The sequence below is a fragment of the Streptomyces sp. NPDC033131 genome (assembly GCF_055578365.1).
This window is the reverse complement of record NZ_JBVIPA010000012.1, coordinates 192,566-207,229: the sequence shown is the minus strand read 5'-3', so window position 1 is coordinate 207,229 and position 14,664 is coordinate 192,566. Positions and strand designations below refer to the sequence as shown.

Here is a 14,664-nt window from a genome sequence, read left to right as displayed (position 1 = left end):
CCGCCCTCCAGCCCCTCTCCGCCCTCCAGTCCCTCTCCGCCCTCCGCGGCCAGGAACGCACCCCGCGTTCCTGGCCGCGGTTCGTTTCCCCCGCCCGCGGAACCAGGCTTGCGATACGTCGCATGCTGTCGATACGGTGTATTGACTAATACGACGTAATCGACAGGAGAGGGGGCCTCGGATCATGTCCACGTCGCAGGCCGAGAAAGCCGAGCCGGAAGCACAGGTGCCGTGGGGCGCCCTCGCCGCCCTGATGGTCGGCTTCTTCATGCTCATGCTCGACACCACCATCGTGGTCGTCGCGATGCCGACGCTCTCCGCCGACCTCCACACGGATGTCAGTACGACGGTCTGGGCGACCAGCTCCTACCTGCTGGCGTACTCCGTACCGCTGCTGCTCGCGGGCCGGCTCGGCGACCGCTTCGGCACGAAGCGGATCTACATGATCGGCATGGCCCTCTTCACCGTCGCCTCACTGCTGTGCGGGCTCGCGGCGGGCATCGGACAGCTCATCGCCTTCCGCGCCCTCCAGGGCCTCGGTGCCGCCACCATGGCCCCCCAGTCCATGGCGACCATCGGCAAGATCTTCCCCAAGGACATGCGCGGCCGGGCCATGTCGTACTGGGGGCTGGTCTCCGGCGCCGCGATCCTCGTCGGACCCATCTCCGGCGGTCTGCTCATCGACGCGTTCGGCTGGCGGTCCATCTTCTTCATCAACGTGCCCATAGGGATCGTCGGGCTGTTCGTCGCGCAGCGCTTCGTGCCGTCCCTGCCCGGCAGCCCGCACCGCTTCGACTTCGTCGGCGTGCTGATCAGCGGTCTGTCCCTGTTCAGCCTCGTCTACGCCCTGGAGAACGGCAGCGGCTACAACTGGTCGGAGATCACCGACGACCTGCACATCCTCGGGTTCGCCACCGGGATCCCCGTCTCGGTGTACGGAGTCCTCGCCCTCGGCGTGGTCCTCGCGGTCCTCTTCGTCCTGTGGGAACTCGTGAACAGGAGCGAGCCCCTGGTGCCCCTGGGGATCTTCCGGGTCAGGACCTTCGCCGCCGCCAACCTGGCGATCGTCACGGCCGGCTTCGCCATCACCGCCGCGAGCTTCCCCGGCACCCTGTACTTCCAGTCGGGGCGCGGCATGACGCCGAGCCAGGCCGCCCTGATGATGCTGCCGTCGGCGCTGGTCTCGGTTCCGCTCGCGCCCCAGATCGGCAAGCTGGTCGACCGGGTCGGTCCCAAGTGGCCGGCGTTCTCCGGGCTCGCGCTGTTCAGTGCCGCGCTCTTCGTACGGCACTACCTGATGACTCCGGACATGTCCCTGGTGGTCCTCCTCGCGCACGCCGCCTGGATGGGTGCCTCCAGCTCGCTGATGATGAGCCCGCTGGCCGTCGCCGCGATGCAGAGCCTGCCGCCGCAGTACATCGGCGTCGGGTCGGGGGTGTTCAACACGTCCCGGCAGATCGGGTCCACGCTCGGCGCAGCGGTCATCGCGACGGTCATGGCCGCCCAGTTCAAGAGCGAGATCGAGGCGCACGCGGCGAGCCTGACCGGCAGTCAGCGCGAGAGGCTCGGCGGCATCGACTTCCAGCAGCTCGACTCGGGGCACAGCGTGCCGGAGTTCGTCCGTACCGTCGTCTCGGCCGTCATGGCCGACTCCCTGCTGTGGCCGGCGGTGGCGATGACGATCGGAGCGGCCATGGTCCTGTTCGTCCGCAATCCGGCCCGCAAGGGCTGACCATCGTCGGGTCCCGCCCGGCCCCCGATCACCGTCCGCTCGTACCGGCCCCGCGGCGAGCGGCGGTGTGCGGAGCTCCCCGCCGTCGGCGGGGAGCTCCACTGGCTCCGGCGTCGGATCAGCGGATCCCGATGGATCCGGTGTCGGATCAGGCCTCACCGATCATGAAGCCCACCCCGCGCACGGTCACGATCCAGTCGCTGGAACCCAGCTTGTTCCGGATGCTGCTGACGTGCGTGTCGACCGTGCGCCGGGAGCAGGAGCCGCCCCAGACCTGCTCCATGACGACGTCCCGCGCGATGACCGTACGGGGGTGCGACGCCAGGAACCGCAACAGGTCGAACTCCTTGCGGGTCAGCCGGATCCGCTGCCCGGCACACGTCACCTCGCGCGCTCCGGCGTCGATTCGGAGCGACCCGTGCTCGATGGTGGCGGGCGTGCGGGACGGCGGGCGGACCCGCCGCATCACGGCGTCGATCCGTGCCGTGAGTTCCCGGAAGCCGAAGGGCTTGACGACGAAGTCGTCGGCCCCGGCCTGCAACCCGAGGACCGTGTCGACCTCGGAGGAACAGGCGGTGACCGCGATGATCGGCACGTCACAGGCGGTCCGGATCACCCGGCAGATCTCCAGTCCGTCCAGATCGGACAGCTCCAGGCCGAGCACGATCAGGTCGGCGTCCCCGTAGGCGTCCAGCGCGTTCGCGCCGGTCGAGACGCCGCGCACCTGGTGGCCCTGTCGCAGCAGGTTCTTCTCCAGGACGTCACGGTCCTGATCGTCGTTGTCCACCAGGAGGATCCGCCAGCTCTCCGGGGTCCTGTGTGGCTGGATGGGGCGCCTGAGGGCCGCCTGGAGGAAGTTGGCGGGGAGGGTGGCCGAGGTGGTCAACTCCGTCGTGAGGTGCCGGAAATGTTCGATGACCTGCAACAAGTTTCCCCCTCACGACGTGGCTCAACGCTCACACGTTGGCGCAGCGCAAATCAATGGCCTTTGGATCAGATGGCCGAAACCGTGTTCGCGGCGCGGTCCCGTTCCCGGTCACCGACCGGCAGAAAAGCGGATTGTTTCGTTCCAGCAATCGGAACGAAACGATCCCTATCGCGGAATGGGTAGGTAAAACGGGCACGTCTCGATCGTCTCCGCCAGACCTGAGCCGCGCGTGACCATTCCCCTCTGCGACGCCGTGCGGGTGTCGGCGGGTGGGTGGTGTTCCGGCCGGTCTCCGACGGAATGGCTCATTTCCGACGGCGAGTCTCCGCTCCCGTCTTCGGGTACGGCCGGCTCGGACTGCCCTGTGGATGAGCCGGCTCCGTTCCGCCTGCCGGTTCCCTGGACGGATGCCCGGCTTGTCGTCGCAGGTCAGGCGCGCCGAGGCGGGGAATCGGGGAAGGTGTGAAGGGGGTGAGCGCCGGCTTTGCGGCCTTGCGATCCGCCGCATCGGTCCGCTACAACGTATCTGTCAATACGGTGTAACGACTGCCGAAGGGCGAGGGAGTCCGGTGATCGGCCCTGGTGGTCGGTGGCGCCGATCCCCCACGGGCACACCCGCAGATCCTCTCCGGGCACACCCGCGCCGCGGCGATCGCAAAGGAGTGCCATGACCCACGTCGAGCACGTCACCGCTACCGGGCCCGCCATCGAGCCCGTCACCTTCCCGATACCCCGGACCTGCCCTTTCGGCGTCCCGGACACCTACGAGCAGCTGCGCCGCACCGAGCCCGTGAGCCGGGTGAGGATGTCCGACGGCCGTCTCGCCTGGCTGCTCACCCGGCACGCGGACATCCAGACCGTTCTGGTCGATCCGCGCTTCAGTGCCAACCGCAGCGACCCGGGCTTTCCGGCGATGTCGCGCGGCGGAAAGAATGCGTTCACCCATTTCGCGCCGTTCATGATCTCCCTGGACGGAGAAGAGCACACCGCCGCCCGAAAGCCGATGATCACGGAGTTCTCCATGCGGCGCGTGGCCGCATTCCGGCCGCGTATTCAGGAAATCGTCGACGACACCCTCGACAAGATTCTGGAACTTCCCAGGCCGGTCGACCTGGTGCAGGAACTGGCCCTCACCGTGCCGTCCCGGGTGATCACCGAACTGCTCGGCGCGACACCGGCCCACCTGGAACGCTTCTACGAACTGGCCGGCGGCATGCTCAAGCGCTCCACCACCGCCGCCGAGCGCGACGAGATAGCCCGCGACATGCGCCTGAACATGGACCGGCTGATCGCCGAGAAGGAGGCGCACCCCGGAGACGACCTGCTCAGCCGCGAGATCGCCCGGCAGCACGCCGAGCACGGCGACATCGACCGCCCCGGCCTGGCCGGCCTGGCCCAGCTGCTGCTGCTCGCCGGGAACGAGTCCACCAGCGAGATGATCGCGCTCGGGATGGTCGCCCTGCTCACCCGCCCCGACCAGCTCGCCGCCGTCACCGCCGAATCCGGCCGGACATCCGGAGCCGTCGACGAACTGCTGCGCTACTTCTCGGTGGTCGAGATCGGCATGGCCCGGGTCGCCACCGAGGACGTAGAGGTCGGCGGCGTCGTCATCAGGGCGGGAGAGGGAGTGGTCGCCTCCAACGTGGCAGGCAACCGTGACCCCGAGGTCTTCCCCGAGCCCGACGACCTCGACGTGCTGCGGGACGCCCGCAGGCAACTCGCCCAGGGCTACGGCCCGCATCAGTGCCTGGGCCAGAACCTGGCGCGGGCCGAGCTGGAGATCGTCTTCGACACCGTCTTCCGGCGTCTGCCGGGCCTGCGCCTCGCCGTCGGCCTGGACGAACTGCCGTTCAAGTACGACGCGTTGGTCTTCGGCCTGCGCCGGCTGCCCGTCACCTGGTGACCGGCGGACGCCTCACCACGTCGCCCGCCCACCGACCGCCCCGCCCGAGCGGGACCCACGGAACCGAGGAGACACCGATGGAAACCGCACTCTCGCACCACACCGGGAGCGCAGTCACCCCCGACGGCACGGCCCGGTTGGCCGCCCGGATCGAGCGGCGTCTGCGGGCCGCGGACCGGCTGCTGCTGCCTCTGGACGAGGAGCTGCGACTCCTGGCCGAGCTGCAGGAGTTCGACCTGGGCCGCTTCCTGCTCCACAACGAGGGACTGAACGGCTACTGGACCTCGTACGTCTTCGGACACCGGCCGGGCGACCCGGTGGCGACCGAGCTGGAGCGCTGGCTGCTGACCCGGTCGCTGCTGCCGGGCATCAGGGAACGCTTCGGCCGGTTCAAGGCGGCGATCGCCCCCTTCGTGACGGACGGCGCCGTGCTCGCCTCCGTTCCCTGCGGCCTCATGGACGATCTCCTCCAGCAGGACTACCGCGGCACCACCGGCGTCCGCCTCATCGGTGTGGACATCGACCCCGAGTCGGTCGGCCTCGCCCGCGAGAACGCCGCCGAACGAGGCCTCGCCGACCTGTGCGAGTTCCGCGTGGGCGACGCCTGGCGGCTCGACCTGGACGCGGAGGCCGACCTGCTCACCAGCAACGGGCTGAACATGTACGAGTCCGACCCGGAGCGCCTGGTGGAGCTGTACCGCAACTTCGCGCGGGCACTGCGCCCCGGCGGCCGGCTCCTGGTCAGCTTCATCCCCGTACCCCCGGCGCCGCCCTGGGCCGAGGGCGGCCGGCCGGGCAGCTGGGCGAAGTACGGGATCGAGGACGCCGACCTGCTCAGGGACATGGCCGTCTTCGGAGACATCCTGCGGGCGAAGTACCTCAACTTCACCGGCGAGCGGGAGATCCGGGACCAGCTGTCCCGGGCGGGCCTCGTCGTCACCGACGTCTCCCGCAGCGCGGCGGGGGCGCTGCCCATCGCGATCGCGGTGCGGCCGAACTGACAGCAGCCCGAAGTCCGTTGTGCAGGTGTGCAGGTGTGCAGGTGTGCAGGTGTGCAGGGGGGAGCGTTCTTTGATGAGCACCGACGACGGAAGAAACGCACGAGACCCGTTCGGAAGGACACCGTTGCCCTTCCGTTCGTCGGTCTCCTGGAGAATCCTGGTGGCCGGCGAGGACGCACAGGACCGTGAGGTGTTGCGGCGGCACCTCGAACGGCACGGTCACCAGGTGCGGTCCGTGGCGCGCGGCACCGAGGCGCTCGCCCACCACGCGGACGCCGATCTGGTGCTCGTGGACCTCGATCTGGTGGATGTGGACGGGCTGGAGGTCTGCCGGTCCGTCCGCGAGACGAGTGACACGCCGATCATCGCGGTCAGCGGCCGCAACTCCGAACTCGACACCGTCCTCAGCCTTCAGGCAGGAGCCGACGGAATTCTCGTGAAGCCATACGGGGTGCGCGAACTACTGGCCCGTATAGAGGCCCTGATGCGCCGCGCGCAACCCGGCCCGAGAAGTCTTTCCCGTATCGAGCACGGACCTTTGCTCATCGATGTGGAATCACGGGAGGTGACGTTCGAGGGTCGTAAGGTCAATATGACGAAAAAGGAGTTCGATCTTCTGCACATGCTGGCCTCGCAGCCCGGCACCATCGTTTCCCGACGCGTCATCATGCAGCAGATCTGGGGCGACTCCTGGTCCCGGCGGACCGTGGACACCCATGTCAGCAGCCTGCGTGGCAAACTCGGCGCCAGCGACTGGATCGTGACCGTCAGGGGAGTGGGATTCATGCTGGGACGAGCTGCCTGAACTGCGGATTCACCAAGGCCGACGCGGCAGTGCCGCGTCGGCCTTCTGCATGCCCGCTGCATGCCCGCTGAATGCCCGTCGCCTACCCCGTCGCCTGCCCGCACAGCGGGATCTGTAGAAGTCCTGACATTGCGCCGACCGATTCCTGCAGTACCCGCACTTTCGCCGCAAGGAAATGAGGAATTCACGAAAAACCCCTCCTTGAGCTTGTCGCCGGATTCCGGCAGCCTGGAGTCGCAAGGTACGGAGCGGCAGGCAGGAAGAATCCATGGAAACCAGCGTCAGTCTGAGTCGGTTGGATTTCGGCTCCCCTTCTGAGATCGGGAAACTGTTCAGTGAATTCGATGCCCGGGCCGGCTCCGCGACGGGAATCCGGCGACGGCAGCTGTTCCATTACAGCGACCTTGTCGTGCACGTCCAGGACTTCGACCACGACGAGGCCGCCGCGGCACCCGGCCGGGCGGACGACATCCTGCCCGCCCGGCCCGCGACCCGCTTCTACCAGTGGTCGGGCGGCCCCGCACCGACACAGGAACCCCTGTACAGCACGGTGATCGTGAACCGCATGGACCCCGTGCACATGCCCGAGGTCCGCCGGCTCTTCGAGGAACTGGACACCACCGACTTCGCGGAGCAGATGGGCACGCGCCACCGGCAGCTGTTCCTGGACGGCGACGTGTACCTGCACATCCAGCACTTCGTCCAGGCCGACGGAGGCGCGCTGATCGACCAGGCATGGAAGGACGCCGACCCGCGCTTCATCAAGATCTGCGACGCGCTGATGCGGATCATCCCGCCCTACGACCCGGCCGTCTGGCACTCACCGGCCGACTCCGTGGCCACCTCCTGCTACCGCTGGGAGGCCGCGGCATGAGGGACCGACGGGTCGTCATCACCGGGATGGAGGTCCTGGCGCCGGGCGGCGTGGGCACCGGCGAGTTCTGGAAGCTGCTGAGCGAGGGACGCACCGCGACCCGCGGCATCACCTTCTTCGACCCGGCCCCGTTCCGCTCCCGGGTCGCCGCGGAGATCGACTTCGACCCGTACGCCCACGGCCTGACCCCGCACGAGGTGCGGCGCATGGACCGGGCCGCCCAGCTCGCCGTGGTCGCCGCGCGCGGCGCCGTCACCGACAGCGGCCTGGACATCGAGACGCTCGACCCGTACCGCGTCGGCGTCACCATCGGCACCGCCGTCGGCTCCACCATGAGCCTGGACGAGGACTACCGCGTCGTCAGCGACGGCGGCCGGCTCGACCTGGTCGACCTGGACTACGCCGACCCGCACTTCTACAACTACTTCGTGCCCAGCTCCTTCGCCGCCGAGGTCGCGAGGACCGTCGGAGCGCAGGGGCCGAGCGGCGTCGTCTCGGCCGGCTGCACCTCCGGCCTGGACGCGGTCGGCTACGCCGTGGAGCTCATCCGCGAGGGCACCGCGGACGTCGTGGTCGCGGGAGCCACCGACGCGCCGATCTCACCGATCACCATGGCCTGCTTCGACGCCATCAAGGCGACCACACCCCGCCACGACGACCCGGAGCACGCCTCCCGGCCGTTCGACGGAACCCGCAACGGGTTCGTCCTCGGCGAGGGCGCCGCCGTCTTCGTCCTGGAGGAACTGACGGCCGCCCGGCGGCGCGGCGCGCACGTCTACGCCGAGATCGCGGGCTACGCCACCCGCAGCAACGCCTACCACATGACCGGACTGCGGCCCGACGGCGCGGAGATGGCCGAGGCGATCCGGGTGGCACTGGACGAGGCCCGCATGAACGGCACCGAGATCGACTACATCAACGCCCACGGCTCCGGCACCAAGCAGAACGACCGCCACGAGACCGCCGCCTTCAAGAAGAGCCTCGGCGACCACGCGTACCGCACCCCGGTCAGCTCCATCAAGTCGATGGTCGGGCACTCCCTGGGCGCGATCGGCTCCATCGAGATCGCCGCGTCGGCCCTGGCCATGGAGCACAACGTGGTCCCGCCGACCGCGAACCTGCACACCCCCGACCCCGAATGCGACCTCGACTACGTGCCGCTGACCGCCCGTGACCAGCTGACCGACGCCGTCCTGACGGTCGGCAGCGGCTTCGGAGGGTTTCAGAGCGCCATGGTGCTCGCCCGCCCCGAAAGGAAGGCGCCGTGACCACCTCCGTGGCAGTGACCGGACTCGGCGTGGCCGCGCCCAACGGTCTGGGCATCGAGGACTTCTGGGACGCGACACTGGCCGGCAAGAGCGGAATCGGCCCGCTCACCCGCTTCGACGCCTCGCGCTACCCCGCCCGCCTCGCCGGTGAGATCACCGGCTTCAGGGCCGAGGACCACGTCCCGGGCCGTCTGATGCCCCAGACCGACCGGGTCACCCGGCTGTCGCTCGCCGTCGCCGACTGGGCTCTGGCCGACGCCGGCATCGACCCCGCCGCCGTACCCGCTTTCGACATGGGCGTCATCACCGCCAGTTCGGCGGGCGGCTTCGAGTTCAGCCAGGGCGAACTGAAGAGCCTGTGGGGCAGGGGCAGCCAGTACGTCAGCGCGTACCAGTCGTTCGCCTGGTTCTACGCCGTCAACACCGGCCAGATCTCCATCCGGCACGGCATGAAGGGTCCCAGCGGCGTGGTCGTCACCGACCAGGCCGGCGGGCTCGACGCCGTCGCCCACGCCCGTCGGCAGATCAGACGAGGCACTCCCCTGGTCCTCGCGGGCGCGGTCGACGCCACCCTCTGCCCCTGGGGCCTGGTCGGACTGCACACCAGCGGACGGCTCAGCACCGCCGACGAACCCTCCACCGCCTACCTGCCCTTCGACGAGCGGGCGAGCGGCCACGTCCCCGGCGAGGGCGGCGCACTCCTCGTCCTGGAACCCACCGAGGCCGCCCGGGCCCGCGGCGCCCGGGTGTACGGGGAGATCAGCGGCTGCGCCGCGACCTTCGACGGACGGCGGCCCGGACTGCGCAGGGCCGTCGAACTCGCCCTCGCCGACGCCGGACTCGACGCCCGCGACGTGGACGTCGTGTTCGCGGACGCGGCGGCCGACCCGGAACTCGACCGTGCCGAGGCCGAGGCGCTCGTCGATGTCTTCGGCGCGTACGGGGTCCCGGTCACCGCGCCCAAGACGATGACCGGCCGCCTCTACGCGGGCGCCGCCTCCCTGGACCTCGCCGCCGCCTTCCTGGCCCTGGCCGACGGCCTGGTGCCGCCCACCGTCCACACCGAGCCCGCCGACCGCCACGGACTCGACCTGGTCCTCTCCCAACCACGCCCCGCCGAGCTGCGCACGGCGCTGGTGCTGGCGCGCGGGCACGGCGGTTTCAACTCGGCGATGGTCGTCCGCGCCGCGGGCGGTTGAGCCCGCTTCCCTCGGAGCCCTCAGCTTCTCGGCCTTCCCAACTCCCTGACACCGAAGGACAGTTCCTCATGGCCCACGCCGCCTTCACTTTCGACGACCTCAAGCGCATCCTCCTCGAGGGCTCCGGCGCCCCCGAGGGGATCGAGCTCGACGAGCACGTCCTCGACACCGAGTTCGGCCTGCTCGGCTACGACTCGCTGGCCCTGCTGGAGACCGCCGGTCGCGTCGAACGCGAGTACGGCATCTCGCTGGAGGAGTCGATCCTCTCCGACGCGCCGACCCCCCGTTCCTTCGTGGCCGCCGTGGCCGCCCACCTCGGCGCGACCGCCGCCGCCTGAGCCCCCGGGAGAAGCACATGCAGCAGCAACGGACCGCCCTCGTCACGGGCGCCACCAGCGGCATCGGCCTCGCGGTCGCCCGCCTCCTGGCCGAGCAGGGCCACCGCGTGTTCATCGGGGCGCGTACGGCGGAGAACGTCGTCTCCACCGTCAAGGAGCTGACCGAGCGCGGACTCGATGTCGCCGGCGCCCCCGTCGACGTCCGGTCCACCGCGTCGGTGCGCGCCTTCGTCGAGGCGGCCGTCGAACGGTTCGGCCCCGTCGGCGTACTGGTCAACAACGCCGGCCGGGCGGGCGGCGGCGTGACCGCCGACCTCACCGACGAACTGTGGGAAGACGTCCTGGACACCAACCTCAACAGCGTCTTCCGCGTCACCCGCGAGGTGCTCAACACCGGCGGCATGCGGACGGCGAGCAGGGGCCGGATCATCAACGTCGCCTCCACCGCGGGCAAGCAGGGCGTGGTCCTCGGAGCCCCGTACTCGGCCTCCAAGCACGGCGTCGTCGGCTTCACCAAGGCCCTCGGCAACGAACTGGCCCCCACCGGCATCACGGTCAACGCGGTGTGCCCCGGCTACGTCGAGACGCCCATGGCCCAGCACGTCCGCAAGAACTACGCGACCCTGCACGCCACCAGCGAGGACGCGATCCTCGAACGCTTCCAGGCGAAGATCCCGCTCGGCCGCTACTCCACCCCGCAGGAGGTGGCGGGCCTGGTCGGCTACCTGGCGTCCGACACCGCCGCCTCCATCACCTCGCAGGCCCTGAACGTCTGCGGCGGGCTCGGCACCTTCTGATCCCCGAAACCGGACGTCCCCACGCGTCCACGAGTACGAGGAGGCCGTAGTGCCGTCCGAACAGCGCGAGGTCGTACACGAGATCAAGGTGTCGGCGCCGGCCGAGACCGTCTACCGCATCGTGGCGGACGTGGCCCACTGGCCGCGCGTCTTTCCACCGACCGTCCACGTCGAACACGTCGAGCGGGGCGAGCACGAGGAACGCATTCGTATCTGGGCCACCGCCGGCAGCGAGGTGAAGAGCTGGATCTCACGGCGCGTCCTCGACCCCGACGGGCTGCGCGTCGACTTCCGCCAGGAGGTCAGCACGCCTCCGGTGGCGGCCATGAGCGGCGCGTGGCTGATCGAACCCCTCTCCTCCGGCGAGTCCCTGGTGCGCCTGCTGCACTCCTACCGGGCGGTGGACGCGGCCGGACTCGCCTGGATCGACGAGGCCGTGGACCGCAACTCGCGCTCCGAACTCGACGCCCTCAAGGCACATGCCGACCCCGTTCCCGCCGACACCGGCCTCGTCTGCTCCTTCGAGGACACCGTCCAGGTGGCCGGCTCGGCGCGGGACGTCTACGACTTCGTCGACCAGGCCCACCTGTGGCCCGAGCGGCTGCCGCACGTGGACCTCGTACGGCTCACGGAGGACCCGCCCGGCCTCCAGGTCCTGGAGATGGACACCCGGTCCAAGGACGGGTCGACACACACCACGAAGTCGTTCCGGGTGACCTTCCCGGACCGGAAGATCGTGTACAAACAGGTCACCCTGCCGGCCCTCATGACCCTGCACACCGGCCGCTGGACGTTCCTCCCGAACGCCGACGGCGTCGCCGCCTCCTCCCAGCACACGTTCGTCGTCCACACCGCGAACATCACGAAGGTCCTCGGCCCCGGCGCGACCGTGCCGGACGCCGTCCAGTACGTCCGCACCGCCCTCAGCACCAACAGCCTGGCCACCCTGAACGCGGCCAAACTGCACGCCGAGACCCGGAGCCGAGCATGACCTCACCCCCGACCAACGGCCCACCCGGGCCGACCCACCACTCGCCTGCTTCCGCCGACGGGCCGCCCGCGCCGTGTTCGCGAGGTGCGACGCGCCACGGGCCCGGTGCGCCGGGGCAGGCCGAGCCGGCCGCACAGGGCACCGACCGGCTGCCCGCGTCCGCCGGCCGATCGGTCGTCCTTGCCGACGGGCTGCCGCCTCTGGCCCGGGGGTTGCCCGCGCCGGGGGAGCAGCGGGTCGGTCCGGCGGATCGGTTGCCCGCGGCCGGGTATCGTCGGCCCGCGCCCGCCGACGCGCCACCCGCCTCAGCCGACCGCTCGCCCACCCCTCCTGACGGCCCGCCCGTGCCCGGGGACCGGCGTCTGCGTTCGCCGGATCGCCCGCCGGCACCCGTCGACGGGCTGTCCGTCGCTGACCCGCCGGCTGCCTCCGCCGCCCGGCCGCCCGCCTTCGCCACCCCCGGGTCCACCCCCACCGCGGAGACCCGTTCGGCACACGTGCGGCGGATCGTCCTCGATGCCGGCGGCATCCCGTTGTCCGCCCTGCTCGCGCTTCCGCGGCAGGGCGTCGCGCGGGCGACGGTCGTCGCTCTGCACGGAGCCGGTATGCGCGCCGGCTACTTCGACGGGCGGGCGTGTCCCGGGCAGTCCCTGCTCGGGCTTGCCTCGGAACTGGGGCACGCGGTGCTCGCCGTCGACCGGCCGGGCTACGGGGTGTCGGCGGCCCGGCTGCCGTACGGGCAGTCCGTCGCCGAGCAGGCGGTGACGCTGGGCGCCGCCCTGCGGGACTTCGCCACCAGGTACGGGACCGGCGAGGGCCTTTTCCTGCTGGCCCACTCCTTCGGCGGCAAGGTGGCGCTGGCGTTGGCCGCGGACGCACCGGCGGAGCTGCTCGGCGTCGACGTCTCGGGCTGCGGCAACGCCTACGCGGCCGACCTCGACGAGCCGGCCGGCCCGGGCGGGCACTGGTCGAGGAACTGGGGCCCGCTGCGGCTGTACCCGCCCGGCACGTTCAGCGCCGGCGCGGCCGTGGTCGCCCCCGTTCCGGAACGTGAGCTGCGGGACGCGGCACGCTGGCCCGAGACGTGGCCCGCCCTGGCCGGCCGCATCCGGGTACCCGTCCGTTTCACCTTCGGCGAGCACGAGTCCTGGTGGCGTCACGACCCGCCCACCCTGACCCGGCTGCGCGTCCAACTGCCCCGAGCACGCCGTGTCATGACGGAACACCAGTCCGGCGCCGGTCACAACATCAGCCTGGGCTGGGCGGCCCGCGCCTACCACCTGCGCGCGCTGGGCTTCCTGGAGGACTGCCTGCACGACCGTCGCCCGGCCGCCTCGCTCCCGCGCCCGTGAGGAGAACCATGCCGACAGTCCTTCCCCAGCCGCAGCCCACCCGGGCACACCCGCTGCTGGACGCACTGAGCGTGTTCGCCCCGAGCGCGAACGAGCCGGAGCCGCGGCCCGGCCCCCTCGCCTCCGGAGCCGCCCCGCCACCGTCGGACGCGACGGGCCGCGTCCGCCCGACCGCCCCGCCCGCCGACCTCGGCGCCGGACAGGGCGACCTGCTCGCGGCCATCCTGTCCGTCGGCCCGCCCGACACGTGCGCCCCGGACGGCAGGACGACCGCACGCGCCCGGCCGTAGGTCCCTTCTTCCCTCCCGGCCGACAGCCGCCGCCAACCAACCCCAGGGAGCGCTGTGTCCCGTCGCCCGCCCGCCACCTTGAAGTCCCGCCGCGCGAGCCCGCAGAGATCCGAGCAGCCCGTCGTGGTCACCGGCTCCGTCGCCACGGACTGCCTGATGACCTTCCCGGGGAGCTTCGCGGAGCAGCTGCTGGCCGATCAACTCGCCCACGTCTCCCTGTCGTTCCTCGTCGACACGCTCGACATCCGCCAGGGCGGCGCCGGTGCCAACATCGCGTACGGCCTCGCCCTGCTCGGTCTGCGGCCGGTCCTGGTGGGTGCCGTGGGCGCCGACTACCAGCCGTACGGGGCGCAGTTGGGCGCGCTCGGAGTGGACCTCGCCTCCGTGCGCACCTCACGGACCCGGCACACCGCCCGCTTCTCGTGCACCACCGACCGGGACGGCAACCAGCTCGCCTCCTTCTACCCGGGCGCGATGGACGAGGCCGTCGAGATCGACCTGGCCGACACCGTGCGGCGCCTCGGCGGCACCGAAATCGTCCACATCGGTGCCGACCAGCCGGCGGCGATGCTGAGGCACACGGACACCGCGCGGGCGCTCGGCGTCCCGTTCGCGGCGGACCCCGCCCAGCAACTGGCTCGCCTGGACGGCCCCGCCGTCCGACGCCTCGTCGCCGGGTCACGGTTCCTGTTCACCAACGCGTACGAACACGCGCTGCTGCTCGACAGGACGGGGTGGACCGAGGCGGAGGTACTGGCCGAGACGCACACGTGGATCACCACGCTCGGCGCGAAGGGCTGCCGTGTCGACCGCGCCGGCGAGCCACCGGTGGAGATCGCCGCCGTGCCCGCCCGGTCCGCCACGGACCCGACCGGCGTGGGCGACGCCTTCCGCGCGGGTTTCCTCGCGGCGACCGTGCGCGGACTCGACACCGTGCAGGCCGCACAGGCCGGTTCGGCGCTGGCGACCTGCGCGCTGGAGGGCGTCGGCCCGCAGACGTACGAGGACACCCTCGACGGGGAAAACCTGGAGGCCACGCTCATCGCCGCCTACGGACCGGAAGCGGCGCTGGTGGCCCGGACGCTGACGGGCGCGAGCTGACCCGTGCGCCCTCACCGAACGCGACGGTCCCCGGCATCCGTTGATGCCGGGGACCGTCGAAAGGAAGCCGAGCGCCTGAGGCTTG

At 70.9% G+C, this 14,664-nt stretch carries 14 protein-coding genes; 13 read left to right on the top strand and 1 reads right to left on the bottom strand.

Going from position 1 to position 14,664, the window contains the following annotated elements:
- Positions 1 to 184 precede the first annotated feature (184 nt).
- Positions 185 to 1,732, top strand: a complete 1,548-nt coding sequence (locus tag ACZ5XS_RS18170) for a DHA2 family efflux MFS transporter permease subunit (RefSeq protein ID WP_468652364.1) — start codon at positions 185 to 187, stop codon at positions 1,730 to 1,732.
- Between the two features lie 148 nt (positions 1,733 to 1,880).
- Here ACZ5XS_RS18170 and ACZ5XS_RS18165 read toward each other — a convergent pair whose 3' ends face one another.
- Complete coding sequence (locus ACZ5XS_RS18165) at positions 1,881 to 2,657, bottom strand: response regulator transcription factor (RefSeq protein WP_468652362.1); 777 nt, start codon at positions 2,655 to 2,657, stop codon at positions 1,881 to 1,883.
- A gap of 670 nt (positions 2,658 to 3,327) precedes the next feature.
- Between ACZ5XS_RS18165 and ACZ5XS_RS18160 the strand changes: the two genes are divergently transcribed.
- The 12 genes from ACZ5XS_RS18160 (at position 3,328) to ACZ5XS_RS18105 (ending at position 14,579) form a co-directional block, all read left to right on the top strand.
- A complete protein-coding gene (locus tag ACZ5XS_RS18160; RefSeq protein WP_468652360.1) occupies positions 3,328 to 4,563 on the top strand; it encodes a cytochrome P450 in 1,236 nt (411 codons plus the stop codon).
- A gap of 77 nt (positions 4,564 to 4,640) precedes the next feature.
- Entirely contained in the window at positions 4,641 to 5,564 is a 924-nt protein-coding gene (locus tag ACZ5XS_RS18155; RefSeq protein ID WP_468652358.1) for an SAM-dependent methyltransferase, read from the top strand.
- 73 nt (positions 5,565 to 5,637) lie between these two features.
- Complete coding sequence (locus ACZ5XS_RS18150; RefSeq protein WP_468652357.1) at positions 5,638 to 6,369, top strand: response regulator transcription factor; 732 nt, start codon at positions 5,638 to 5,640, stop codon at positions 6,367 to 6,369.
- A 268-nt stretch (positions 6,370 to 6,637) separates the two neighbouring features.
- Positions 6,638 to 7,243, top strand: coding sequence for a TcmI family type II polyketide cyclase (locus tag ACZ5XS_RS18145; RefSeq protein ID WP_468652355.1), 606 nt, complete (start codon positions 6,638 to 6,640; stop codon positions 7,241 to 7,243).
- Positions 7,240 to 8,511 (top strand): beta-ketoacyl-[acyl-carrier-protein] synthase family protein, encoded by a 1,272-nt coding sequence (locus ACZ5XS_RS18140; protein ID WP_468652353.1) that lies wholly within the window; start codon positions 7,240 to 7,242, stop codon positions 8,509 to 8,511. The genes ACZ5XS_RS18145 and ACZ5XS_RS18140 overlap by 4 nt, the downstream gene beginning before the upstream one ends.
- Positions 8,508 to 9,710 carry a ketosynthase chain-length factor gene (locus ACZ5XS_RS18135; protein WP_468652351.1) on the top strand — a complete coding sequence of 401 codons (1,203 nt, stop codon included), beginning with the start codon at positions 8,508 to 8,510 and terminating at the stop codon, positions 9,708 to 9,710. The genes ACZ5XS_RS18140 and ACZ5XS_RS18135 overlap by 4 nt, the downstream gene beginning before the upstream one ends.
- A gap of 68 nt (positions 9,711 to 9,778) precedes the next feature.
- Positions 9,779 to 10,048 carry an acyl carrier protein gene (locus ACZ5XS_RS18130; protein WP_468652349.1) on the top strand — a complete coding sequence of 90 codons (270 nt, stop codon included), beginning with the start codon at positions 9,779 to 9,781 and terminating at the stop codon, positions 10,046 to 10,048.
- Between the two features lie 17 nt (positions 10,049 to 10,065).
- Positions 10,066 to 10,845 carry a 3-oxoacyl-ACP reductase FabG gene (fabG, locus tag ACZ5XS_RS18125; protein ID WP_468652348.1) on the top strand — a complete coding sequence of 260 codons (780 nt, stop codon included), beginning with the start codon at positions 10,066 to 10,068 and terminating at the stop codon, positions 10,843 to 10,845.
- A 49-nt stretch (positions 10,846 to 10,894) separates the two neighbouring features.
- Positions 10,895 to 11,836 carry an aromatase/cyclase gene (locus tag ACZ5XS_RS18120; protein WP_468652346.1) on the top strand — a complete coding sequence of 314 codons (942 nt, stop codon included), beginning with the start codon at positions 10,895 to 10,897 and terminating at the stop codon, positions 11,834 to 11,836.
- A gap of 497 nt (positions 11,837 to 12,333) precedes the next feature.
- Positions 12,334 to 13,188, top strand: a complete 855-nt coding sequence (locus tag ACZ5XS_RS18115) for an alpha/beta hydrolase (protein WP_468652428.1) — start codon at positions 12,334 to 12,336, stop codon at positions 13,186 to 13,188.
- 8 nt (positions 13,189 to 13,196) lie between these two features.
- Complete coding sequence (locus ACZ5XS_RS18110) at positions 13,197 to 13,478, top strand: hypothetical protein (protein ID WP_468652344.1); 282 nt, start codon at positions 13,197 to 13,199, stop codon at positions 13,476 to 13,478.
- 156 nt (positions 13,479 to 13,634) lie between these two features.
- Complete coding sequence (locus ACZ5XS_RS18105; protein WP_468652426.1) at positions 13,635 to 14,579, top strand: carbohydrate kinase family protein; 945 nt, start codon at positions 13,635 to 13,637, stop codon at positions 14,577 to 14,579.
- Positions 14,580 to 14,664: the final 85 nt, after the last annotated feature.